We start from the raw sequence: 21,258 nt of genomic DNA, 5'->3' as shown, positions 1-21,258 counted from the left end.
GGCGGCAGGATGGGGGGCAGGGCGTTAAGGAAGCGTTGCGCGGCGCACCACCCCCTTCATGCCGCCACCCGGCAGGGCTTGCCGCCGCCCCGCGGCAAAGCCTGCCCCACCCCCCCGCCCCGGGCTGGCACGCGGCTTGCCCCCAGGGCGGCACCTGGCCCCTCGGCCGGGGCCCGAGGACCGCGCCATGGACAGCCCGAGCTACATCATCCTCTCCCGCCTCACCTCGCAGCTCCGCGCGAGCCAGGTGACGGCGCACAACCTCGCCAATGCCGACACGCCGGGTTTCCGCGCCGCGCGCCCCATCTTCGCCGAGCATCTGGCCCGGCAGGGCCGCGTGGAGGGCCCGCGCGAGGGGCGGGAGGTGGCCTATGCCTGGGACCGCGCGACCTGGCGCGACAGCCAGCCGGGCGCCATCACCCGCACCGGCAACCCGCTGGATGTCGCCATCCAGGGCGATGGCTTCTTCACCGTGGAAACCCCGCGCGGCGAGCGCTTCACCCGCGCCGGCCGCTTCGCCATGGGCGCCAATGGCCAGCTGGTGGACCACCACGGCCATGCGGTGCTGAACGCCAATGGCCAGCCCATCGCCATCGCCCCCAACGACACGCAGATCGAGATTTCGGGCGATGGCACCATCCGCAGCGAGAACGGCATATTGGGCCGCATCCGCCTGGTGCGCTTCGACAATGAGCAGGCCTTGCAGTCCGAGGGCGACCGCCTCTTCGCCGCCGCCGGGCAGGAGCCGCAGGAGGTGCCCCAGCCCCGCATGGTCCAGGGCGCGGTGGAGGGCAGCAATGTCGTCTCCGTGCTGGAAATGACGCGGATGATGGCCGAGCTGCGCGAGTTCCAGATGGCCACGCAATTCCTCGAACGTGAATCCGAACGGCAGCAGAGCGCGATCGACCGCCTGCTGCGCCGCCGCGCCTAAGGAGAATTTTCCATGCGCTCCCTGCACATCGCCGCCGACCTTTGCGCTTTGTCGCGGCTCACCGGAAAGGCCCGCTGACCATGCGCTCATTGCACATCGCCGCGACGGGCATGCTGGCCCAGCAGACCAATGTCGAGGTGATTTCCAACAACCTCGCGAACATGAACACCACCGGCTACAAGCGAAGGCGCGCCGAGTTCCAGGACCTGATCTACCAGAATTTGCGCCGCGTGGGTTCGCAGAGCTCGGATGCCGGCACGGTGCTGCCCTCCGGCGCGCAGGTGGGCCTCGGCGTGCGGACGGCGGCCATCTACCGCATCAGCGAGCAGGGCAACCTGCAGCAGACCGAGAACCGCTTCGACCTCGCCATCCGCGGCAACGGGTACTTCCAGGTGCAGCTTCCCACCGGCGAGGTGGCCTACACCCGTGACGGCACCTTCAGCCTGAGCCCGGAGGGCGTGATCGTCACCGCCGAGGGCTTCGTGGTGAACCCCGGCATCAACGTGCCGGCCGCCGCGCGCGACGTGACGATCAACGCTTCGGGCGAGGTGCTGGTCTCGCTCGACGGGCAGGTCGCGCCGCAGAATGTGGGGCAGATCCAGACGGCCATCTTCGCCAATGAGGGCGGCCTCGTCGCCATGGGCGACAACCTCTTCCTCGCCACCCCCGCCTCGGGCGAGGCCCAGGCGGCCGCCCCCGGCCAGCCGGGCCATGGCACGCTGATGCAGGGCTTCATCGAGACCTCCAACGTGAACACGGTGCAGGAGATCACGTCGCTGATCACCGCCCAGCGCGCCTATGAGATGAACAGCCGCATCATCACCGCCTCCGACGAGATGCTCTCCACGCTGACGAGGCTGCGCTGATGTCGCGCCGGGCCTTTCTTGCCGCGCTGCTGGCCGCGCCCGCCTTGGCCCGCGCCGAGACGCCGCCCGCCCTGCTGCGCCCGCATGTGCTGCTGGAGGGGGATACGCTGCGCGTCTCCGACCTCTTCGACCAGGCCGGGCCGCGCGGCGCCACCCCGCTGGCCGCCGCCCCCCTGCCCGGAAGGCGCATGGTGCTGGAGGCGCAGAACCTCTGGAACATCGCCCGCGCCCATGGCGTTCCCTGGCGGCCCCTGACGGGGCAGGAGCGTGCCGTCATCGAACGCCCCGGCCGCCCCGTGCCCCGCGCGGAGATCGAGGCGCTGCTGCGCGCCGAACTGGTCCGGCACGGCATGGACGAGGAGATGGAGATGGACCTGCCCGGCCTGATCCCGCCCATGATCCCGGGTGCCGCCTTCTACGAGATGGCGCTGGAGGGGGTGGTGCTGGAACAGCCCTCCCTGCGCTTCGCCGCCACCCTGCTGGTGCTGGCGGACGGCATGCCCGCCCAGCGCATGCGCCTGGTGGGCCGCGCGGCCCCCACGACGCCCGTGGTGGTGGCCACCCGGCGCCTCGCCCTGAACGAGATCATCGCGCCCGAGGATGCGCGCCTGATCCGCCTGCGCGCCGAACGTGTGCGGCCGGGCCAGGCGCAGCAGCTCGAACAGGTGGTGGGGCAGGAGCTGCGCCGCCCCATGGCCGTGGAGCAGAGCTTCGCGCTGGTGGATCTGGGCCCGCCCTCCATCGTGCAGCGCAACGCCCTCGTCACCCTTCTGCTGGAGGCGCCGGGCCTGCAACTCGCTGTGCAGGGCCGCGCCATGCGCGCCGCGGCCCGTGGCGAGGCGGTGACGGTGATGAACCTGACAAGCCGCAACGTGGTGGAGGGCATCGCCATCGCCCCCGGCCGCGTGCGCGTCGCCATGGGCAGCGTGCCCGTTTCCACTGCCGCCCGATGAGGAAGCCCGCCATGAAGCGCGCCGCCCCTGCCCTTCTCGCCCTCCTGCTGCTGGCCGGCTGCGGCCAGGCCGAGCGCCTCTCGCGCGTCGGCCGCGCGCCGGACTTCACGCCCGTCTCGGACCCCACGGCCGATCCACGCTGGCGGCCCGTCTCCATGCCCATGCCCGCGCCGCAGGAGGCGCCAGCCATGGCCAATTCCCTCTGGCGGCCGGGCAGCCGCACCTTCCTGCGCGACCAGCGCGCGGCGCAGGTGGGCGACCTGATCACTATCCTCGTCTCCATCCAGGACCAGGCGCAGCTGCAGAACCGCACCCAGGCGACGCGCGGCGGCACGCAGGAGATGGGCATGCCCGCGCTGCTCGGCCTGGAGAACGCGGTGCCGCGCGTGCTGCCCAACACGGTGGACCCCGCGCGGCTGATCGGCACCAACAGCACCGGCACGGCCGATGGCACGGGCAGCGTGCGCCGCACCGAGCAGATCACGCTGCGGCTGGCCGGCGTCATCACCCAATCCCTGCCCAACGGCAACATGGTGGTGATGGGCCGGCAGGAGGTGCGGGTGAACAACGAGATGCGCGAGCTGACCGTGCAGGGCATCGTCCGCCCGCAGGATATCGGCAGCGACAACACGGTGCGGCATGACCGGCTGGCGGAGGCGCGCATCGCCTATGGGGGGCGCGGTTCGCTCAGCGACATCCAGCAGCCGCGGCTGGGGCAGCAACTGCTCGACATCCTACTGCCCTTCTAGCTTCCCCACGAAGTTTTCGCCGGCGGCAACGGCGCGGAAGCGCCGTATGCGCCGGCGAAACCTTCGCGGGGGCCCCGGACGACACCCCACGAAATCGCTTCGCGCTTTCGCGGGGGCCCCACCGGGCCCTCTTCCTGCCTGGCCGGCTCCGTTGCCGCGGCGCCGACCGCGGGGCCACGCCTCCTATTCGGGGCGCACCACGTGGCGCGCCAGGTCGAAGGCGATGGCTGCCGCATCCACCGCCTCCGGCACCGAGAAGACCGCGCACCGCCCCATGGTCGAGGCGGGGGCCAGGTGCCGCTCCACCACATGGTAGTCCTGCGCGCGGTCCATGTAGTCGTCGAAGAGGATCAGCGTGCCCGGCCCAGCCTTCAGCAGGCAGGCCAGGAAACAGGCCACCCGGAAACGGCCGTCAATCAGGATCAGGTCCGGCGCGTGCCCGCGCTTCTCGATCTCGTGCCAGATCTGCAGCGGGTAGCCCGGCCATTGCCGGCAGGCCTGGGTGTTGGCGGGGCGGCCCCATTCGGCGGTCTCGCCCACATGGGCCAGCATCAGCCAGAAGCCTGTGCCCGGCCGGCGCGCCTGCGCGGCGGCGCGCTGGACGCGTTCCGCGAAGGGCCGGTCGGATTCGACGGAATAGACCCGAGGCACACCCAGCCGCAGCGCCAGCAGCGTGCTGCCCCCCGTGCCATATTCGAGATAGCAGGTGGCGGCCTTCAGCCGTTCCTCCAGGAAGGCGCGCGCCTCGGGCGGCATCTGCGGTTCGTCCGGCACGTCGTGCATGGTGGCGGTCCTCCTGGGCCATGGCGTTGCGGCCAGGCGCGGGGCGCACAGGTCCGGCCGCGACGGGCGCGGCCACCGGAATGAGCAAGCCCCGGGCCAGCCGGCCCCGCGCGGGGCGACGCCGCCCACAAATCCCACGCGGCGCCGCCTTCCCCCGCCCGGCCCGGCCGGATTAGGCTCATGCCCGCGAAGCAATCCCGGGGAAGCGCCATGGACGACGAATTCGACTATGTGATCGTGGGCTGTGGCGCCGCGGGGTCGCTCCTTGCCGCGCGGCTTTCCGAGGACAGCGCCGTGCGCGTCTGCGTGCTGGAAGCCGGCCCCAAGGACCGCAATCCCTTCATCCATATCCCGGCGGGCTTCATCAAGACGCTGAAGGACCCCTCGGTCACCTGGCAGTTCCGCACGGCACCGACCGAGCGCACGGGCGGGCGTCCCATCGCCACCGTGCAGGGGCGCACGCTGGGGGGTTCCTCCTCGGTGAACGGGATGATCTACAATCGCGGCCAGCCCGGCGATCTCGATTCCTGGGCGCAGCGCGGCAATCGCGGTTGGGGCTATGCCGACAGCCTGCCCTATTACCGCCGCACCGAACGCCGCCTCGGCTATGGCGAGGCCGACAAGCGCGGGCGCGAACAGGGCATCCCCGTCACCGACATGGACTGGATCAACCCGCTCAGCGAGGCCTTCATTTCAGCCTGCGAGGCGGCGGGCATCCCGCGCAACCCCGACTACAATTCCGGTGACCAGGCGGGCGTGGGCTATTTCCAGCGCGCCATCCTGAACGGCAAGCGTGTCTCGGCCTATCGCGCCTTCCTGCACGGGGCGCTGGCGCGTCCCAACCTGGACCTGCGGACCGAGGCGCGCGCGAATGCCATCCTGATGGAGGGCAAGCGCGCGGTCGGCGTCACCTACCAGCGCAAGCGCGGCGGGCCTTCCACCACGGTGCGCGCGCGGCGCGAGGTGATCCTCTGCGGCGGCACGGTCAACACGGCGCGGCTGCTGCAGGTGAGCGGCATCGGCCCCGCGCCGCTGCTGCAATCCTTGGGCGTGGAGGTGCGGCACGAACTGCGCGGCGTGGGCGAGAATTTCCGCGACCACTACGCCTCCCGCGTGGTCTGGCGCGCCAAGCCCGGTGTCACCACGCTGAACGAACTCGCGCGGGGCGTGCGGCTGGGGGGCCAGGTGGCGCGCTGGGGCATGGGGCAGCCCAGCATCCTCGCGACCGCGCCTTCCCACGTCTATGTCTTCTGGAAGAGCTTCGAGGGGCTGGACCAGCCCGATCTGCAATGCGTCTTCACCCCCGGCAGCTACAAGGAGGGGCAGGTCTATGTGCTGGACGACTACCCCGGCGTGACCGCCGGCGCCTGGCAGCACCGCCCCGAGAGCACCGGCTGGGTGCGCGCGACCAGCCGCGACGTGTTCGACGACCCCGAGATCCAGCCCAACTACCTGAAGGATGAGAATGACCGCCGGGTGCATCTGGGCGGCATCCGCCTCATCCGCCGCCTGCTGAACCGGCCGGAGATGGCGCCCTTCCTGGAGACGGAGACGCTGCCCGGCCTCGACGCGCAATCGGATGACGAGCTGCTGGACTTCGCCTACCGCAATGGCAGCACGACCTACCACCTGATCGGCACGGCGCGGATGGGCCCGGCGACCGACCCGACGGCGGTGGTGGATGACCGGCTGCGCGTGCACGGGATGCAGGGGCTGCGGGTGGTGGACGCCTCGATCATGCCCAGCATGACCAGCGCCAACACCTATGCGACCACGCTGATGATCGCGGAGAAGGCCAGCGACTTCATCCGCGGGCGGGCGCTGGAGAGCGAGGCGGCCTAGCGTCTGATCCGCGGAGGCGAAAGCCGGAGCGGTGAATCAGCCGCGGCGCCTAGCGTCTGATCCGCAGAGGCGAAAGCCGGAGCGGTGAATCAGCCGCGCCAAAAAGGGGCCGGCAGGCCCCTCACCTGTCCGGACCTCACCGCGACGTTCAGTCGTCGCGGTGGACCTTCTCCATCCGCTCATGCCGCTCCTGCGCTTCGATGGAGAGGGTGGCGATGGGGCGGGCTTCGAGGCGGCGCAGCCCGATGGGCTCGTCGGTTTCCTCGCAATAGCCGTAGGTGCCGTTGGAAATCCGTTCCAGCGCCTGATCTATCTTGGAGATCAGCTTGCGGGCGCGGTCGCGGGTGCGAAGTTCCAGGGCGCGGTCGGTCTCGACACTGGCCCGGTCGGTCAAGTCGGCCTCGGTAATGCCGCCAGCGGAGAGCGAATTCAGTGTGACGCCCGCCTCACGCAGCAACTCGTGGCGCCACCTCAATAACTTTTGGCGAAAATACTCCTGCTGGAGGGCGTTCATGAATTCTTCGTCCTCTGAAGGACGATAGTCGGGCGGCAGCGTCACGACCATTCTTCTTGCCTCCCCTACACGGTGCGGCAAGCCCGGCGCCTGCCGCCCTCCCAGGGCGGGCGGACCATAGGCGGGAGCATTCGTCACAACAAGGGGTCAATCACGACAAGTGCATGACCCTGTTCGGCTTCGACCGGACAAATGGCGCGTCAGCGGCCCAGCCTGGCCAGGGTGATGCGGGCGCGCAGGGCAATTCCTCCCACCAATTCGCGCAGCGCGGGGTCATGGCCGGCCTCGCCCTCCGCCAGGGCCGCGAGGCGCCGCAGGGCCGATTCGGGCAGTTGCCCGGCCAGCAGCCCGGCCTGCAGCCCCGTCAGTTCCTGCAACAGGGCCTGGCCACGGCGGGCGGCGGTGGCGTCCCGCTCCGCGGGCGTCAGGGCGGGCGGGGGCACGCCCACACCGAGCCCGGCCATGGGGGCGATGGCGGCCGCATGGGTGGGCGCCTCGCTCTCGGCCAGGCGAAAGCCGGCGGGCCCGCGCGCGGCACGCCGCGCCGTCACCCCATAGCCCCGGATCGGCTCGACCATGCTGGCCCTCTCCTTTCGTCCCGCTGCTGCCGCCCCCCGGCAGGTTTCACGCATCCCCGGCAGGCTTTGCCGGCCAGAAAGGGCTCCAGGGCTGGCATGCCGGTTGCGAGGCACCTGGGGCCCCGCTCCGGGGCGTCTGGAAGGTGGAGGTATTGTGTTGCCAGCGGATGAACGCGCCGCCCCCAAGGGGGTGTGGTCGGCCATGCGGCGGATGGGGGGCTTGCTCGCCCTGCTCCTGCTGCTGCCGGGCCTGGCGCTCGCCCAGCCCGTGCGCATCAAGGACATCGCGGATGTCGAGGGCGTGCGCGACAACCAGCTGGTGGGCTATGGCCTGGTGGTGGGCCTGCCCGGCACCGGCGACAGGCTCCGCACCGCCATCTTCACCCGGCAATCCCTGGTGGGGATGCTGGAACGGCTGGGCGTGAACACCCGCGACAATGAGGCGCGGCTGGACACGCGCAACATCGCGGCCGTGATGGTGACGGCCAATTTGCCCGCCTTCGCGCAGCCCGGCTCGCGCATTGATGTCGCCATCTCCTCCCTGGGCGACGCGCAGAACCTCACGGGCGGCATGCTGGTGGTGACCCCCTGCTCGGCGCGGATGGCGAGGTCTATGCGGTGGCCCAGGGCGCCGTCGCCACGGGCGCCATCGCGGCGCGGGGTGCCGGCGGCAGCGTGCAGCGCGGCGTGCCGACCTCGGCGCGGATTTCGGCCGGCGCGATCGTGGAGCGCGCGGTGCCCTTCACGCTGGCGAACCGGCCCACCCTGCGCCTCGCCTTGCGCAACCCCGACTTCACCACGGCGCGGCGCATCGCCGCCGCCATCAACCGCGCCCAGGGCCAGGGGGTGGCGCGGGCCACCGACCCGCGCACCGTGCTGCTGAACCTGGGCAGCCGGGACCCGGTCGCCTTCATCACCGACATCGAGCAGTTGCGCGTCACCCCCGACCAGGTGGCGCGGGTGGTGATCGAGGAGGCGTCCGGCACCATCGTCATGGGGTCCAATGTGCGGGTCTCCACGGTGGCCATCGCGCAGGGCAACCTCACCATCCGCATCACCGAGACGCCGCAGGTGGTGCAGCCCAACCCGCTGGCGGGCGGCGAGACCGCGGTGGTGCCCCGCACCCAGATCGAGGTGGATGACCAGCGCGAACGCCGCGTGGGCGTGCTGGATGGCGGCGTGACGCTGGAGGAGCTGGTGCGCGGGCTGAACAGCCTGGGCGTCGGGCCCCGCGACCTGATCACCATCCTGCAGACCATCCGCGCGGCGGGTGCGCTCCAGGCCGAGTTGGAGGTCCGCTGATGATCACGCCCATGGCCCCCACCGCCGCCGCCCAGGTGCCCCCACGCATGCGGCAGGCGGCCCAGGCCTTCGAGGCCCAGGTGCTGGCCCAGCTGCTGCAACCCGCCTTCGCCGCCGCCCACAATGACAAATCCCCCTTCGGCGGCGGGTCCGCCGAGGCGCAATGGCGGCCCATGCTCGTCGAGGCCTTCGCCACTTCCGCCGCGCGCGGCGGGCGGGGCATCGGGCTCGCCGACATGGTCCTCGCCCACATGATCCGCACCCAAGCCCAGTCACAGGAGAACCGCCCATGATGGATGCCGTCATCGCCGCCGGGGAGCGCCTCGCCGAGGCCCTTCGCGCCGAGAACGAGGCGCTGGCCGCGCTCGACCTCACCCGCGCCGCCGCCATGGCCACGCGCAAGGTGCAGGCCACCGACGCCTTCGCCGCCGCCACCGCGGCCGCCACCCGGGTCGGCGCGCGTGCCGAGGGCGGGCTGCGCCAGGTGGCGGAACGCCTGGCGACCGACCTCGGCTCGCTCGGCCAGCAGAACCGGAAATTGCTGGAGGAGGCCATCGCGCTGCAATCCCGCGTGATCGAGACCATCGCGGTGGCCAGCCGCCCCGCGGCCCATGCGCCGGGCTATGGCCGCCAGGGCCGCCATCGGCCGGGCGCCCAGGCCGCGGCCCTTGCGGTGGTGACGCGGGCCTGACAGAACCGGGCCGCATGGATGGCCCCGGGTTCGAAGCGGAATGGCAGGCACTGCTGGCGGGGGAACCCGGCCGCGCGGGCGCCATGGCGGGGCTGTTCGGGCCCCTCTTCCGCCCTTCGGCGCCCGATGGCTGTGTGGTCGTGGGGCGGCTCGCGCAGACGCTGGACGGGCGCATTGCCACCCGCAGCGGCCACAGCCAATGGATCGGCGGCGAGGGCGATCTGCGCCACACCCACCGGCTGCGCGCGCTGTGCCATGCCGTGCTGGTGGGCGCGGCCACGGTGCGGGAGGATGACCCGCGCCTGACCACGCGGCGGGTGGAAGGCCCCTCGCCCGTGCGGGTGGTGCTGGACGCCTCGCGCCGGCTTTCCGCCGATTACGGCATCTTCCGCGAGGGCCCGCCCACTTTGCTGGTCGCGGCCGAGGACGGGCCGGCGCGGCACGGCACGGCCGAGGTGCTGCGCGTGGCGCGCGGCGCGGATGGCGGGCTGGACCTGCCCGCTCTGCTGCGGGCGCTGGCGGCGCGAGGGCTCACGCGCATCTTCGTGGAGGGGGGCGGGCAGACCGTCTCGCGTTTCCTGGCGGCGGGGTGCCTCGACCGGCTGCATGTGACGGTGGCGCCCATGATATTGGGCTCCGGCCGCCCGGCCTTCGCCCTGCCGGAGGTGAACCGCATCGAGCAGGGGATGCGCTTCGGCTGGAATGTGCATGACATCGCGCCCGACGTGCTGTTCGACATCGCGCTGGATCGGCGCGCGCCATGACGCAGGCGTTCTGGCATGTGGCGCCGGGCCGGGCCGAGCTGCGCCCCGCCCCCTGCCCCGAACCCGGGCCGGACGAAAACCTGGTGCGCGCCCTGGCCTCGGGGATTTCGCGCGGGACCGAGCGGCTGGTGCATTTCGGCCGCGTCCCGCCCGAGGCCGCCACCCAGATGCGCGGCCCCATGCAGGAGGGGGATTTCCCCTTCCCCGTGAAATACGGCTACTGCCTGGTGGGCGAGGTCGAGGCCGGGCCGCACCAGGGCCAGCGTGTGTTCTGCCTGCACCCGCATCAGTCGCGCTTGGTCATCCCCGCCGGCCTCTGCGCGCCCCTGCCGGACGCGCTGCCCACGCGCCGCGCCGTGCTGGGGGCGAATATGGAAACGGCGCTGAACGCCATCTGGGACGCGGGACCTTTGCCCGGCGAGCGCGCCATGGTGATCGGCGCCGGCGTGGTGGGGCTCTTGATCGCCGCGCTGCTGGCGCGCATCCCGGGCGTGCAGGTGACGGTGGTGGACCGCGACCCCGCACGCGCCGCCCTGGCCGAGAGCCTGGGCGCTCGCTTCGCCCCGCCCGAGGACGCGCCCGGTGAACAGGAACTGATCTTCCACGCGACGGCCAGCGAGGCGGGGCTGTGCCTCGCGCTGAACCGCGCGGCGTTCGAGGCCCGGATCATCGAGGCCTCCTGGTTCGGCGCCGCCACGCCGGCCCTGCCGCTGGGGGCGGATTTCCACCACAAGCGGCTGCGGCTGGTCTCCACCCAGGTCGGCCATGTCAGCCCCGCCATGCGCGGGCGGCGCAGCCATGGGCAGCGCATGGCGTTGGCGCTGGACCTGCTGGCGGCCGATGCGCGACTGGACGCGCTGCTCGGCCCCGAGACGCCCTTCGACCAACTTCCCGCGCGCATCACCGCCTTGCTTGACCCCCCACCGGGCGCGGCCCAGCCGCTCTGCCCCCTCGTCATCTACTGAAAGGCCTGCCGATGTTCAGCCTGACCGTCGTGGACCACATCATGATCGCGCACAGCTTCCGCGGCGCGGAGTTCGGCCCCGCCCAGCGCCTGCATGGCGCGACCTTCGTGGTGGAGGCGGAGTTCCGCGCGCCCAAGCTCGACCACTTGCACCTGCTGATCGACATCGGCCTGGCGAAGGATGAGCTGCGGAAGATCCTCTCCGCGCTGGACTACCGCAACCTCGACGAGGAACAGGTCTTCGCGGGCAAGAACACCACGACGGAATATCTCTGCCTGCACATCCACGGGCTGCTGGCGGCCGCCTGCCGCGACGGGCGCATGGGGCCGGGCGGGGATGGGGTGACGGGCATCAAGGTGCTGCTGCGCGAGAGCCATATCGCCTGGGCCGCCTTCGAAGGGCCTGTGGAGCGCTGAACAGCCATGGACATCGCGCTGATCGTCCCCGCCCCCTTCGACACCATCTCGGGCGGCTATCTCTATGACCGTCGCATGGTCGAGGGGCTGCGGGCGCGGGGCCATGCCGTGCGCGTGGTGGAGCTGGCCGGCGCGCACCCCATGGCCGATGCCGCCGCGCGGGACGCCGCCGGCGCGGCGCTTTCCGGGCTGCGCGCGGGCGAGGTCGCGCTGGTGGACGGGCTTGGCCTGCCCGCCTTCGCCCCGCACCGGGATGCGCTGGCGGCGCGCGGCGCGGTGGGGCTGATCCATCACCCGGTCAGCCTGGAACAGGGGCTGGACCGGGAGGCGCTGGAGCCTATCGAGCGCGACCTCTTCGCCGCCTGCGCGAAGCTGGTCGTCACCTCGCCCATGACGGCGACGACGCTCGGCACCTTTGGCGTGGACCTGGAGCGTGTGTCGGTGGTGGAGCCCGGCACGGACCCCGCGCCACGCAGCCAGGGCTCGGGCGGGCCGGGCTGCCGGATTTTGGCGGTCGGCTCCATCATCCCGCGCAAGGGGCATGACGTGCTGCTGCGCGCGCTGGAACGGCTGACGGATTTGGACTGGACGCTGCGCATCGTGGGCGCGGCCCATGACCCGGTTCACCTGCACAGCCTGGAGGCGCTGGTGGAGGAGCTGGGCCTCGGCGCGCGGGTGGAATTCCTGGGCGGGCTCGACACCGCCAGCCTGGAGGCGGAATACGCCACGGCCGACCTCTTCGCGCTCGCAACCCATTACGAGGGCTATGGCATGGTGGTGGCGGAAGCCCAGGCGCGCGGCCTTCCCATGGCGCTCTGCACCGGGGGGGCGGTGGCGGATCTGGTCGCCCCCGGCTCGGCCATCCTGGCGCCGCCGGGGGATTTCAACTCCCTCTCGCGGGGCATGCGCCGGCCCATCTATGACACGGCGCTGCGGGCGCAGATGGCGGATGCCGCCTGGAAGGCCGGGCAGGCCCTGCCGCGCTGGGAAGACCAGGCGGCCAGGCTCGCCACCATCCTGGAGGCCCCCCATGGCTGAGAGCTTTGACGGCGACTGGCTCTCCCTGCGCGAGGGCTTCGATGCCGAATCGCGCAGCATGGAACTGGCCGAAGCCCTGCTGGAGCACCTGGACGAGGTGGCCCGCCCGCGCTTCCTCGACCTCGGCGCCGGCACGGGCAGCCTGACGCGCTGGCTGGGCCATGTGCCCCAGCGCCCCCATGCCTGGGTGCTGGCGGACGCCGATGCGGACCTCATGTCCCGCGCCTTCGACAGCATGATGGAGGCCGCCCATGACTGGGGCTGGCGCGCCACCTGGCCGCAGAAGAAGGCGCTGCTGCTGCACTCGCCGCACGGCGCCTGGCGCATCGAGGGGATTCTCACGGACCTCGCCCGCGCGCCGGAGGGGCTGCCGCTGGACCGCGTGGACGCCGTGACCTGTTCCGCCCTGTGCGACCTGGTGTCGGAGCGCTGGGTGGAGGCGCTGGCCGCGGCCCTGGCCGAACACCGCCTGCCCTTCTACGCCGCGCTGAACGTCTCGGGACGGGAGCGTTTCATGCCCCCGCACCCGGATGATGCCTGGGTGGCGCGCGGCTTCGGCCGCGACCAGCGGCGGGTGAAGGGCTTCGGCGGGCCGGCGCTGGGGGTGGAGGCGCCGGCGGCCATCGCCCGCGCCTTCGCGGCCCAGAGCTATCAGGTGCTGACGGCGCCGACCGACTGGCGCATCCCGCGCCAGGCCGGCGCCATGGCGCGCGAATTGGCGCTGGGCCATGCCGAGGCCGCCATGCGCCACGAAACCCGCGAGGCCGGGCGCATCGAGGCCTGGGCGGAGGCCCGCGCCGCGCAGGCCGAGGCGGGGCGGCTTTCCGTGCGGGTGCCGCACAAGGATGTGCTGTGCCTCCCGCCCGCCTGAGGCCCTGCCCCGTCTGATGCCTTGCATCCGCCCGTCCGACATGGGTTGATGGGCCCCGCCCCCACCGGACCGGAGCCCCCCATGTCGAGCGTCAAGGACCCCGCGGCCGAAATCCATGTCGAGCAGCGCCGCCAGGCCCGCATCGACATGGCCGCCGCCCATCGCCTGGCCGTGCTGCATGACTTCCACGAGGCCATAGACAACCACTTCACCCTGATGGTGCCGGGCCGGCCGGGTCGGTTCTACCTCAACGCCTATGGGCTGCACTGGTCGGAGGTGACGGCCAGCAACCTGATCGAGGTGGCGTTCGACGGCACGGTGCTGGAAGGCACGGGGCCGGCCGACCGCAGCGCCATCTGCATCCATGCGCCCATCCATGAAGCCACGGGCGCGGCCTGCGTGCTGCACACCCACATGCCCTATTGCACCGCCATCTCGCAGCTGGAGGACATGACCATCGAGATGACGGGGCAGAGCGCCCTGCAGTTTCACAACCGCATCGCCTATGACTACGACTACAACGGCTTCGCCCATGAGCATGAGGAAGGGGCGCGCATGGCCGCCCTCATGGACGGCAAGCCCATCCTGATGCTGGCCAACCACGGCGTGGTGGTGACGGGAAATTCCGTCGCCCAGGCCTATCACCGCCTCTATTACCTGGAGCGCGCCTGCCGGACGCAGCTGTTCTCCATGTGGACCGGCCACCGCCGCCGCTTCGTCAAGGAGGAGGTGCTGGAGAAGATGCGCGTCCAGGCCGCCTGGAAGGACCCGACCATGGCGATGAGCGGCCCCGAATACCACTTCGCGGCGCTGAAGCGGCTGCTGGACCGCAGCGACCCGAGCTACGCGGATTGATGACGGGAGGCACAGGAAAGGAGGAGCTGCGCGTTGCAAGCGCCGCCACCAATCCCAACTTCCTGTAGGCGATCGCACAGGGGCACGAGGCCATGCCGCAGCCAAATTGGATCATCTCATGTCACGGTTACTCGGACGTGAGGTCAGGCTCCAGGTTCGCCATCACGAAGCGGCAGAGCTATGAGAATTTCAGCATCCCGCGCGGCGTGGAACTGGTCACCTATACCGAGCAGGGGGTGAACCTGAGCATGGCCCAAGGCTGGGACCTGTGGGACAAGCTGACAGGCAACCAGGAGGCCGCGGCCTACGCCCAGCGGCACAAGGGCAAGACATGGCCGACATCCGTCATCGACTACGGGCTGAGCGGACCGCACGACGCCGCGGATTTCGCGGACTGGATCAGCCCCGCGGGGCATAACGCGTGCGGGTTGTTCGAAGTGGGCAACCCTGTCTCCTTCCACCCCTTTCCCATCGCGACGCAGGTGACGACCCTGAAAGCCGTCGTGATGGAGGCGAAGAAGCAGAAAATTGCCCGTGTGTACTATCTGGCGTGCCAGGAACTCGGTTAGGCCCCTTGCACAATCCGCCCATGCCAGCTTGCCACATGCCATGCCCGGCGGGGAGGGATGCGTGTTCCCGGTGACCCACGCCACGCCCGGCGCCATCCCGCGCTGCCGCGCCGCCGCCGCCCCATGACCGACGACAAGGAGGCTAGGCGGGCCGCCGCCCTGCGGGCCAACCTGCGCCGGCGGAAGGCGCAAGCCCGGGCGCGTGAGGCGCTGGCGCATACGCCCCCCGCGACCCCGGCGGATGGACGCGACCCGCCCGAAGCGGGTAATCCACCGCCTCCGGGGAGTGACGCGCCGCCCCGGGAGTAACCTTCGGGGATCCCCAGCCATGTCCATCATGCCCGACCACTGGATCCGCCGCATGGCGGCCGAACACGGCATGATCGAGCCCTTCGTCGAGGCGCAGAAGCGCGAGGGCGTGATCAGCTACGGGCTTTCCTCCTTCGGCTATGACGCGCGGGCGGCCGATGAGTTCAAGGTCTTCACCAATGTGGACAATGCGGTGGTGGACCCCAAGGCCTTCAACGAGACGGGCTTCGTCACCCGCAAGGGTCCCGTCTGCATCATCCCGCCCAATTCCTTCGTGCTGACGCATACGGTGGAATATTTCCGCATCCCGCGCGACGTGCTGGTGATCTGCCTCGGCAAATCCACCTATGCGCGCTGCGGGCTGATCGTGAACGTGACGCCGCTGGAGCCCGAATGGGAAGGCCAGGTGACCATCGAGATCAGCAACACCACCCCCCTGCCGGCCAAGGTCTATGCCCATGAGGGCATCTGCCAGTTCCTCTTCCTGAAGGGCGAAAGCGCGCCGGAAGTGAGCTATGCCGACCGCAAGGGGAAATACATGGGGCAGCGCGGCGTCGCGCTTCCGAGGCTTTAGGGAGCGCTGACCATGGACCGCATCCGCATCCGCGGGGGCGCGCGCTGAATGGCAGCGTCCCCATCTCCGGCGCCAAGAACGCCACCCTGCCGCTGATGGCGGCCGCCCTGCTGGCCGATGGGCCGCTCACGCTGACCAACGCGCCGGATTTGGCCGACATCGCCACCATGCGCGCCCTGCTGCGCCAGCACGGGCTGAATGTGGAGCATGACAAGGCGGCGCGCACCCTGACCCTGTCGGGTTCGGCCAGCAACCTCGAAGCGCCCTATGACATCGTGCGGAAGATGCGCGCCTCGGTGCTGGTGCTGGGGCCGCTCGTGGCCCGGCACGGGCGCGCGCGTGTCTCGCTGCCCGGCGGCTGCGCCATCGGCACCCGGCCCGTGGACCTGCACATCAAGGGGTTGCAGGAGATGGGCGCCGAGATCGAGATCACGGCGGGCTATATCGAGGCCAAGGCCCCGCCAGGCGGGTTGCGCGGCGCGCGCATCCTCTTCCCGCAGGTGAGCGTCGGCGCCACCGAGAATTTGCTCATGGCCGCCTGCCTCGCCCAGGGCGAGACGGAGCTGGTGAACGCGGCGCGCGAGCCCGAGATCACCGACCTCGCCATGTGCCTCATGCGGATGGGCGCGCGGATCGAGGGCATCGGCACCGACCGGCTGCGCGTCGAGGGCGGCGCCACCCTGCTGCCCGCCACCCACCCCGTGGTGCCCGACCGCATCGAGGCCGGCACCTATGCCTGCGCCGCCGCCATCACGGGCGGCACGCTGCACCTGGAAGGCGCGCGCCTCGAACATCTGGGCTCCGTGGCGCGCGTGCTGCGCGAGGCGGGCGTGGACGTGGCCGAGACGCATACGGGCCTCACCGTCTCCCGCATGAACGGGCTGCGCGGCGCCGATGTGATGACCGAGCCCTTCCCCGGCTTCGCCACCGACATGCAGGCGCAGTTCATGGCGCTGATGTGCGTGGCCGAGGGGGCCTCCATGATCACGGAGACCATCTTCGAGAACCGCTTCATGCATGTGCCGGAACTCACGCGCATGGGCGCGCGCATCAACTTCCATGGCAGCAGCGCCATCGTGCGCGGGGTGCCGAAGCTGTCCGGCGCGCCGGTGATGGCGACGGATTTGCGCGCCTCGGTCAGCCTGGTGCTGGCGGGGCTCGCCGCCGAGGGCGAGACCATCGTCAACCGCGTCTATCACCTCGACCGCGGCTATGAGCGGGTGGAGGCGAAGCTCGCCGCCGTGGGTGCCGAGATCGAAAGGCTGCCCAATTGATGGACATGCCCATGACCACGCATTTCGCCGACAGCGCCACCGGCCTGGTGCTGGCCCTGCCCAAGGGGCGCATCCTGAAGGAGCTGGCGCCCTTCCTGGCGCGGGCCGGCATCATCCCCGCCCCCGACTTCACCGACGAGGACAGCCGCCGCCTGCGCTTCCCGACCAATGACGCGGCCCTCGACGTGGTGCGCGTGCGGCCCTTCGACGTCGCCACCTTCGTGGCGCATGGCGCGGCGCAGATCGGCGTCTGCGGGGCCGATGTGCTGATGGAATACGACACGGACCAGATCTACGCGCCGCTCGACCTCGGCATCGGGCGCTGCCGCGTCTCGGTGGCGGAGCAGGTGGTGACGGCGGGGCGCGAGGATTGGCGCGCCTGGTCGCGCATCGCGGTGGCGACGAAATACCCGAACATCGCCCGCCGCCATTTCGCCGCGCGCGGCATCCAGGCCGAGGTGGTGCATCTGAACGGGGCGATGGAGCTGGCGCCCTCGCTCGGGCTTTCGCGCGTGATCGTGGACCTGGTGCAAACCGGCTCCACCCTCAAGGCCAATGGACTGGTGGAGACGGAGGTGATCGCGCATGTCACCTCGCGCCTCATCGTCAACCGCACCGCGCTGAAGACGCGGCCGGAGGAGATCACGGGTTTCGTGGACCGTTTCCGCGCGGCGATGGACCAGAGCGCATGATGGCCACCGATTCACGCCTCCGGGCCGAGGCCCTCCGGCGATCGGAGGCGGCATGAAGCGCCTCTCCACCACGGATGCCGGCTTCGAGGCCGCCTTCACCGCCATCCTGGAAGACGGCCGCGACACGACGACGCGGGTGGATGCGGCGGTCTCCGCCATCATCGCCGCCGTGCGCGAAGAGGGCGATGCGGCGCTGCTGCGCTACACCGCGCGCTGGGATGGCTGGGCGCCGGAAAGCGCCGCGGCCCTGCGCGTGACGGAGGCCGAGGTGGAGGCCGCGCTGGCCTCCATCCCCCCTGACCTGCTGGCCGCGCTGGACGTGGCGGCCGCGCGCATCGAGGCCTTTCACCGGGCGCAGCTTCCCACCGACCTCGACCTCCCCGGCACCGATGGCGTGGCGGTCGGTATGCGCTGGGGCGCGCTGGATGCGGTGGGCCTCTATGTGCCGGGGGGCAAGGCGGCCTACCCCTCCTCGGTGCTGATGAACGCGTTGCCGGCGCGGGTGGCGGGGGTGGGGCGCATCGCCATCGCCGTGCCGGCCACCGAGGGCGCCATCAACCCGCTGGTGCTGGCCGCCGCGCATCGCGCGGGTGTGTCGGAGATCTGGCGCGTCGGCGGGGCGCAGGCGGTGGCGGCCCTGGCCTGGGGCACGCGGAGCATCGCGCCCGTGGACCGCATCGTGGGGCCGGGCAATGCCTATGTGGCCGAAGCGAAGCGCCAGGTGTTCGGCCGCGTGGGCATCGATTCCATCGCCGGCCCGTCCGAGGTGGTCATCCTCGCCGATGGCGACAACAACCCGGACCATGTGGCGCTCGACCTGCTGGCCCAGGCGGAGCATGACGAGGCGGCGCAGTCCATCCTCATCACCGATGACACGGCTTTCGCCGACGCCGTCGCCGCCGCCGTTGCGCGTGAGCTGGAGACCCTGCCGCGCGCGGGCATCGCCGGCGAATCCTGGCGCGACCACGGCGCCGTGATCCTGGTGCGCGACATGGAGGAGGCGGCGGCGCTGACCAACCGCCTCGCCCCCGAGCATTTGCAGATCATGGTGGCCAACCCCCGCGCGCTGTTCGGAAAAATCCGCCACGCGGGCGCGGCCTTCCTGGGCCGCCACACGCCCGAGGCCATCGGCGACTATGTGGCCGGGCCCAACCATGTGCTGCCCACGGGGCGCACCAGCCGCTTCGCCTCGGGGCTTTCCGTCTTCGATTTCCTGAAGCGCACCACCTGGGTGGAGTGCAGCGAGGCGGGCCTCGCCGCCATCGGGCCGGCCGCGGTGGCGCTGGCGCAGGCGGAGGGGTTGGGGGCGCATGGCCTCAGCGTCTCCACCCGGCTGCAAAGCAACGCGCCGGGGATGATGGCCAAAACTTGACCATCGCTCGTTCCGGGCGCATCTAGGCCCCGCCGGCGCCGGGGGCTGACCGCGGCGCGATCATCCGCGCCCACCCCGAGATGCCCAAGGAAGCGAATGTCGAAAGAGGATATGATTGAGTTCAGCGGCCAGGTCGTTGAACTTTTGCCCAACGCCATGTTCCGCGTGAAGCTGGACAATGAGCACATGGTCCTGGCCCACACCTCGGGGAAGATGCGCAAGAACCGCATCCGGGTGCTGGCGGGCGACCGTGTGAATGTCGAAATGACGCCCTATGACCTGACCAAGGGAAGAATCACGTTTCGGTTCAAGTGAGCCTGCGGCTCACTTGAACCGAAACGTTTTTTTGATGCCCTCAGGCGCCGGGCGCCGCCTCCGGCGGCTTGGCTTTCGGCGCGTTTCGGTGGCGACTGCCGTCAGGTGCCACGGGCGCCGCCGGCCGCCTTGCGGCCGGAGCGTGGGCGAGGGGCGCCACGGGCCTGCCGTTGCGCTGGCTGGACGCCACCCGTGCCTGCCGCTGAACGCCGGACCCCCTGATGCCTGACACCCCCCTCCTCCTCGCCTCCGCCAGCCCCCGCCGCCTGGAGCTGCTGGCGCGCATCGGCGTGGTGCCGGACCGCGTGGCCCCGGCGGATGTGGACGAGACGCCGCTGAAGGCCGAGCTGCCGCGCCTGCTGGCGCGCCGCCTGGCCGAGACCAAGGCCCGCGCCGTGGAGGCCCCCGGCGCCCTGGTGCTCGCAGCCGACACCGTGGTGGGCGTGGGCCGCCGCATCCTGGGCAAGCCCGCGGATGCGGAGGAAGCCCGGCGTTTCCTCACCCTGCTCTCGGGCCGGCGGCACCAGGTGCATACGGGCGTGGCGCTCCGCCTGCCCGATGGCGCGCTGCGGCAGCGCCTAGTCAGCACCACCCTCGCCTTCCAGCGCCTGACCGACCAGCAGATCAACGCCTATGTCGAAACCGGCGAATGGCAGGGCAAGGCCGGCGGCTACGCCATCCAGGGAAGGGCCGAGATGTTCGTGCGCTTCCTCTCGGGCAGCCATTCCAACGTGGTGGGGCTGCCGCTCTTCGAGACGGCCCAGCTCCTGCGCGGCTGCGGATGGCTGCGCCCCTGACCGAGATCCATGTCGGCCGCGCCCCCGGCGAGCGCCGGGTGGCGCTGCTGCGGGATGGGGTGCTGCAAGGCTTCCGCCTGGAACGCCCTGGCCGCCCGGATGGCGTGGGCGATGTGGTGCGTGGGCGCGTGGTGGCCGTGATGCCCGCCCTGTCCGGCGCCTTCGTCGAGCTACCGGGTGGAGAAAGCGGCTTCCTGCCCGCCAATGAGACCGAGGCGCGCCGCCTGCCGCCCGAGGGCACGCGCCTTCCCCTGCGCATCCTCCGCGCCGCCCAGGGCGGCAAGGGCGCCCGCGTCTCGGCCCGTGTGGCGGACCTGCCCGGCGAGGGCGTCCTGGCGCGCGGCCCCGACCAGGCGCTGCGCTGGGCCGCGCAATTCCCCGAGGCGCGCGTGCTGACCGACAGCCCCGCCGAACTGGCCCGCCTGCGCGCCACGCTGGGCCCGCGCGCCTCCCTCGCCCCCCCCTTCGACGATGCGCTGGAGACCGAGATCGAGGCGCTGCACGGCCCGGCGGTAGCGCTGGAAGGCGGCGGGCGGCTCATCATCTCGCCCCTGCCCGCGCTGACGGCGGTGGATGTCGATTCGGGCGGCGCGGACCCCGCCGTGGTGAATGCCCGCGCCATCCCCGAATTCGCGCGGCAGATGCGGCTGCGGGATCTGGCGGGGCCCATCCTGCTCGATGTGGCGGGGCTCACGACCAGGCAGCGGGCGGCGCTGGAACCGGCGCTGCGCGCCGCGCTGGGCGGCGATTCGCTGGTGGAGTATCTGGGCCTCGGCCCGCTGGGCTTGTTCGAGATGCGGCGGAGGCGAATCCACCCGCCCTTGCACGAGGTGCTGGCCGACCAGGCGCTCGCCCAGGGCCTGGCCCTGCTGCGCCAGGCGGCGCGGGAGGCGGCGGCCGCCCCCGCCCGGCGGATGGCCCTGCACGCCCCCGCCCGTGTGCTGGAGGCGCTGCGCGCCCTGCCCGGCGCGCTGGAGGAATATGCCGAGGACACCCGCCACGAACTGGCCCTGCGCGAGGCCGCCCAGCCCGAGGTGACCGATGCCTGAACCCCGCCCCTGCCCCATCTGCCGCCGCCCCATCCCGGCCCCGCGCGAGCCCGGCCAACGGCGCGCCAGCTTCTGCTCGGAGCGGTGCCGGCAGGTGGATCTGGGGCGTTGGTTCACCGGCGGCTACGCCATTCCCGCCACCGAGGCCGATGAGGACGAAAACCCGCGCGGGTGAGGGTGGACAGCCCG

General features: G+C 71.5%; 24 protein-coding genes and 2 pseudogenes. 23 read left to right on the top strand and 3 right to left on the bottom strand.

What is annotated here, in order from left to right:
- Positions 1–187: 187 nt before the first annotated feature.
- The 4 genes from flgF to flgH all read left to right on the top strand — a co-directional run bounded on the left by flgF (position 188) and on the right by flgH (position 3,499).
- On the top strand, positions 188–931 hold the full coding sequence (flgF, locus tag ICW72_RS20020; protein ID WP_191084271.1) for a flagellar basal-body rod protein FlgF: 744 nt from the start codon (positions 188–190) through the stop codon (positions 929–931).
- Positions 932–1,011: 80 nt separating this feature from the next.
- Complete coding sequence (gene flgG / locus ICW72_RS20015) at positions 1,012–1,797, top strand: flagellar basal-body rod protein FlgG (RefSeq protein ID WP_191084270.1); 786 nt, start codon at positions 1,012–1,014, stop codon at positions 1,795–1,797.
- A complete protein-coding gene (gene flgA / locus ICW72_RS20010) occupies positions 1,797–2,750 on the top strand; it encodes a flagellar basal body P-ring formation chaperone FlgA (protein WP_191084269.1) in 954 nt (317 codons plus the stop codon). Before flgG ends, flgA begins: the two co-directional genes overlap by 1 nt.
- An 11-nt stretch (positions 2,751–2,761) precedes the next feature.
- Positions 2,762–3,499: a flagellar basal body L-ring protein FlgH gene (gene flgH, locus ICW72_RS20005; RefSeq protein ID WP_223880712.1), complete on the top strand. Its 738-nt coding sequence runs from the start codon at positions 2,762–2,764 to the stop codon at positions 3,497–3,499.
- 183 nt (positions 3,500–3,682) lie between these two features.
- Here the strand turns inward: flgH and ICW72_RS20000 are convergent, their stop codons facing one another.
- Entirely contained in the window at positions 3,683–4,282 is a 600-nt protein-coding gene (locus ICW72_RS20000) for a hypothetical protein (protein ID WP_191084267.1), read from the bottom strand.
- Between the two features lie 210 nt (positions 4,283–4,492).
- Here ICW72_RS20000 and ICW72_RS19995 point away from each other — a divergent pair, with 210 nt between their 5' ends.
- On the top strand, positions 4,493–6,124 hold the full coding sequence (locus ICW72_RS19995) for a GMC family oxidoreductase (protein ID WP_191084266.1): 1,632 nt from the start codon (positions 4,493–4,495) through the stop codon (positions 6,122–6,124).
- A gap of 148 nt (positions 6,125–6,272) precedes the next feature.
- Here the strand turns inward: ICW72_RS19995 and dksA are convergent, their stop codons facing one another.
- The gene (dksA, locus tag ICW72_RS19990) at positions 6,273–6,689 is read right to left on the bottom strand and encodes an RNA polymerase-binding protein DksA (protein ID WP_184384760.1); all 417 of its coding nucleotides are present in this window, start codon (positions 6,687–6,689) and stop codon (positions 6,273–6,275) included.
- Between the two features lie 149 nt (positions 6,690–6,838).
- Positions 6,839–7,216 carry a flagellar assembly protein FliX gene (locus ICW72_RS19985; protein ID WP_191084265.1) on the bottom strand — a complete coding sequence of 126 codons (378 nt, stop codon included), beginning with the start codon at positions 7,214–7,216 and terminating at the stop codon, positions 6,839–6,841.
- Between the two features lie 202 nt (positions 7,217–7,418).
- Here ICW72_RS19985 and ICW72_RS19980 point away from each other — a divergent pair.
- The 18 genes and pseudogenes from ICW72_RS19980 (at position 7,419) to ICW72_RS19895 (ending at position 21,244) form a co-directional block, all read left to right on the top strand.
- A pseudogene (locus ICW72_RS19980) lies at positions 7,419–8,518 on the top strand (flagellar basal body P-ring protein FlgI).
- Positions 8,518–8,811, top strand: coding sequence for a rod-binding protein (locus ICW72_RS19975; RefSeq protein WP_191084264.1), 294 nt, complete (start codon positions 8,518–8,520; stop codon positions 8,809–8,811). The pseudogene ICW72_RS19980 and the gene ICW72_RS19975 overlap by 1 nt, the downstream one beginning before the upstream one ends.
- On the top strand, positions 8,808–9,209 hold the full coding sequence (locus ICW72_RS19970) for a hypothetical protein (protein ID WP_191084263.1): 402 nt from the start codon (positions 8,808–8,810) through the stop codon (positions 9,207–9,209). The genes ICW72_RS19975 and ICW72_RS19970 overlap by 4 nt, the downstream gene beginning before the upstream one ends.
- A gap of 14 nt (positions 9,210–9,223) precedes the next feature.
- Positions 9,224–9,973 (top strand): RibD family protein, encoded by a 750-nt coding sequence (locus tag ICW72_RS19965; RefSeq protein ID WP_191084262.1) that lies wholly within the window; start codon positions 9,224–9,226, stop codon positions 9,971–9,973.
- Positions 9,970–10,938, top strand: a complete 969-nt coding sequence (locus ICW72_RS19960) for a zinc-dependent alcohol dehydrogenase (protein WP_191084261.1) — start codon at positions 9,970–9,972, stop codon at positions 10,936–10,938. The genes ICW72_RS19965 and ICW72_RS19960 overlap by 4 nt, the downstream gene beginning before the upstream one ends.
- 11 nt (positions 10,939–10,949) lie before the next feature.
- Positions 10,950–11,354: a 6-pyruvoyl trahydropterin synthase family protein gene (locus ICW72_RS19955; RefSeq protein WP_191084260.1), complete on the top strand. Its 405-nt coding sequence runs from the start codon at positions 10,950–10,952 to the stop codon at positions 11,352–11,354.
- Between the two features lie 6 nt (positions 11,355–11,360).
- The gene (locus ICW72_RS19950) at positions 11,361–12,392 is read left to right on the top strand and encodes a glycosyltransferase family 4 protein (RefSeq protein WP_191084259.1); all 1,032 of its coding nucleotides are present in this window, start codon (positions 11,361–11,363) and stop codon (positions 12,390–12,392) included.
- Positions 12,385–13,263 (top strand): class I SAM-dependent methyltransferase, encoded by an 879-nt coding sequence (locus tag ICW72_RS19945; protein WP_191084258.1) that lies wholly within the window; start codon positions 12,385–12,387, stop codon positions 13,261–13,263. The genes ICW72_RS19950 and ICW72_RS19945 overlap by 8 nt, the downstream gene beginning before the upstream one ends.
- Before the next feature lie 81 nt (positions 13,264–13,344).
- Positions 13,345–14,118, top strand: a complete 774-nt coding sequence (locus tag ICW72_RS19940; protein ID WP_191084257.1) for a class II aldolase/adducin family protein — start codon at positions 13,345–13,347, stop codon at positions 14,116–14,118.
- 92 nt (positions 14,119–14,210) lie between these two features.
- Complete coding sequence (locus tag ICW72_RS19935) at positions 14,211–14,687, top strand: putative adhesin (RefSeq protein ID WP_332308954.1); 477 nt, start codon at positions 14,211–14,213, stop codon at positions 14,685–14,687.
- Positions 14,688–15,015: 328 nt separating this feature from the next.
- Positions 15,016–15,570 (top strand): dCTP deaminase, encoded by a 555-nt coding sequence (gene dcd / locus ICW72_RS19930; RefSeq protein ID WP_191084255.1) that lies wholly within the window; start codon positions 15,016–15,018, stop codon positions 15,568–15,570.
- 12 nt (positions 15,571–15,582) lie between these two features.
- Positions 15,583–16,844: pseudogene (murA, locus tag ICW72_RS19925) on the top strand (UDP-N-acetylglucosamine 1-carboxyvinyltransferase).
- Positions 16,844–17,536, top strand: a complete 693-nt coding sequence (hisG, locus tag ICW72_RS19920; protein WP_191084254.1) for an ATP phosphoribosyltransferase — start codon at positions 16,844–16,846, stop codon at positions 17,534–17,536. The pseudogene murA and the gene hisG overlap by 1 nt, the downstream one beginning before the upstream one ends.
- A gap of 52 nt (positions 17,537–17,588) precedes the next feature.
- On the top strand, positions 17,589–18,908 hold the full coding sequence (hisD, locus tag ICW72_RS19915) for a histidinol dehydrogenase (RefSeq protein WP_191084253.1): 1,320 nt from the start codon (positions 17,589–17,591) through the stop codon (positions 18,906–18,908).
- 96 nt (positions 18,909–19,004) lie between these two features.
- Entirely contained in the window at positions 19,005–19,223 is a 219-nt protein-coding gene (gene infA, locus ICW72_RS19910) for a translation initiation factor IF-1 (protein WP_007003972.1), read from the top strand.
- 221 nt (positions 19,224–19,444) lie between these two features.
- On the top strand, positions 19,445–20,020 hold the full coding sequence (locus ICW72_RS19905; RefSeq protein ID WP_191084252.1) for a Maf family protein: 576 nt from the start codon (positions 19,445–19,447) through the stop codon (positions 20,018–20,020).
- Positions 20,005–21,069 carry a ribonuclease E/G gene (locus tag ICW72_RS21160; RefSeq protein WP_191084251.1) on the top strand — a complete coding sequence of 355 codons (1,065 nt, stop codon included), beginning with the start codon at positions 20,005–20,007 and terminating at the stop codon, positions 21,067–21,069. Before ICW72_RS19905 ends, ICW72_RS21160 begins: the two co-directional genes overlap by 16 nt.
- Entirely contained in the window at positions 21,062–21,244 is a 183-nt protein-coding gene (locus ICW72_RS19895) for a DNA gyrase inhibitor YacG (protein WP_191084250.1), read from the top strand. Before ICW72_RS21160 ends, ICW72_RS19895 begins: the two co-directional genes overlap by 8 nt.
- Positions 21,245–21,258 lie beyond the last annotated feature (14 nt).

The sequence above is a fragment of the Roseococcus microcysteis genome (assembly GCF_014764365.1).
Taxonomy (GTDB): Bacteria; Pseudomonadota; Alphaproteobacteria; order Acetobacterales; family Acetobacteraceae; genus Roseococcus; species Roseococcus microcysteis.
This window is presented reverse-complemented; position numbering and strand designations above follow the sequence as displayed.

What these genes read in the sequence shown, in the direction of transcription:
- ICW72_RS19950 (WP_191084259.1), top strand. Translation starts at nt 11,361, where the DNA reads ATGGACATCGCGCTGATCGTCCCCGCCCCCTTCGACACCATCTCGGGC.
- ICW72_RS21160 (WP_191084251.1), top strand. Translation starts at nt 20,005, where the DNA reads ATGGCTGCGCCCCTGACCGAGATCCATGTCGGCCGCGCCCCCGGCGAG.
- dcd (WP_191084255.1), top strand. Translation starts at nt 15,016, where the DNA reads ATGTCCATCATGCCCGACCACTGGATCCGCCGCATGGCGGCCGAACAC.
- flgG (WP_191084270.1), top strand. Translation starts at nt 1,012, where the DNA reads ATGCGCTCATTGCACATCGCCGCGACGGGCATGCTGGCCCAGCAGACC.
- ICW72_RS19905 (WP_191084252.1), top strand. Translation starts at nt 19,445, where the DNA reads ATGCCTGACACCCCCCTCCTCCTCGCCTCCGCCAGCCCCCGCCGCCTG.
- flgA (WP_191084269.1), top strand. Translation starts at nt 1,797, where the DNA reads ATGTCGCGCCGGGCCTTTCTTGCCGCGCTGCTGGCCGCGCCCGCCTTG.
- ICW72_RS19960 (WP_191084261.1), top strand. Translation starts at nt 9,970, where the DNA reads ATGACGCAGGCGTTCTGGCATGTGGCGCCGGGCCGGGCCGAGCTGCGC.
- ICW72_RS19895 (WP_191084250.1), top strand. Translation starts at nt 21,062, where the DNA reads ATGCCTGAACCCCGCCCCTGCCCCATCTGCCGCCGCCCCATCCCGGCC.
- ICW72_RS20000 (WP_191084267.1), bottom strand. Translation starts at nt 4,282, where the DNA reads ATGCACGACGTGCCGGACGAACCGCAGATGCCGCCCGAGGCGCGCGCC.
- ICW72_RS19955 (WP_191084260.1), top strand. Translation starts at nt 10,950, where the DNA reads ATGTTCAGCCTGACCGTCGTGGACCACATCATGATCGCGCACAGCTTC.
- ICW72_RS19965 (WP_191084262.1), top strand. Translation starts at nt 9,224, where the DNA reads ATGGATGGCCCCGGGTTCGAAGCGGAATGGCAGGCACTGCTGGCGGGG.
- flgF (WP_191084271.1), top strand. Translation starts at nt 188, where the DNA reads ATGGACAGCCCGAGCTACATCATCCTCTCCCGCCTCACCTCGCAGCTC.
- hisG (WP_191084254.1), top strand. Translation starts at nt 16,844, where the DNA reads ATGGACATGCCCATGACCACGCATTTCGCCGACAGCGCCACCGGCCTG.
- ICW72_RS19970 (WP_191084263.1), top strand. Translation starts at nt 8,808, where the DNA reads ATGATGGATGCCGTCATCGCCGCCGGGGAGCGCCTCGCCGAGGCCCTT.
- ICW72_RS19935 (WP_332308954.1), top strand. Translation starts at nt 14,211, where the DNA reads ATGCCGCAGCCAAATTGGATCATCTCATGTCACGGTTACTCGGACGTG.
- dksA (WP_184384760.1), bottom strand. Translation starts at nt 6,689, where the DNA reads ATGGTCGTGACGCTGCCGCCCGACTATCGTCCTTCAGAGGACGAAGAA.
- infA (WP_007003972.1), top strand. Translation starts at nt 19,005, where the DNA reads ATGTCGAAAGAGGATATGATTGAGTTCAGCGGCCAGGTCGTTGAACTT.
- ICW72_RS19940 (WP_191084257.1), top strand. Translation starts at nt 13,345, where the DNA reads ATGTCGAGCGTCAAGGACCCCGCGGCCGAAATCCATGTCGAGCAGCGC.
- ICW72_RS19995 (WP_191084266.1), top strand. Translation starts at nt 4,493, where the DNA reads ATGGACGACGAATTCGACTATGTGATCGTGGGCTGTGGCGCCGCGGGG.
- ICW72_RS19945 (WP_191084258.1), top strand. Translation starts at nt 12,385, where the DNA reads ATGGCTGAGAGCTTTGACGGCGACTGGCTCTCCCTGCGCGAGGGCTTC.
- ICW72_RS19975 (WP_191084264.1), top strand. Translation starts at nt 8,518, where the DNA reads ATGATCACGCCCATGGCCCCCACCGCCGCCGCCCAGGTGCCCCCACGC.
- ICW72_RS19985 (WP_191084265.1), bottom strand. Translation starts at nt 7,216, where the DNA reads ATGGTCGAGCCGATCCGGGGCTATGGGGTGACGGCGCGGCGTGCCGCG.
- flgH (WP_223880712.1), top strand. Translation starts at nt 2,762, where the DNA reads ATGAAGCGCGCCGCCCCTGCCCTTCTCGCCCTCCTGCTGCTGGCCGGC.
- hisD (WP_191084253.1), top strand. Translation starts at nt 17,589, where the DNA reads ATGAAGCGCCTCTCCACCACGGATGCCGGCTTCGAGGCCGCCTTCACC.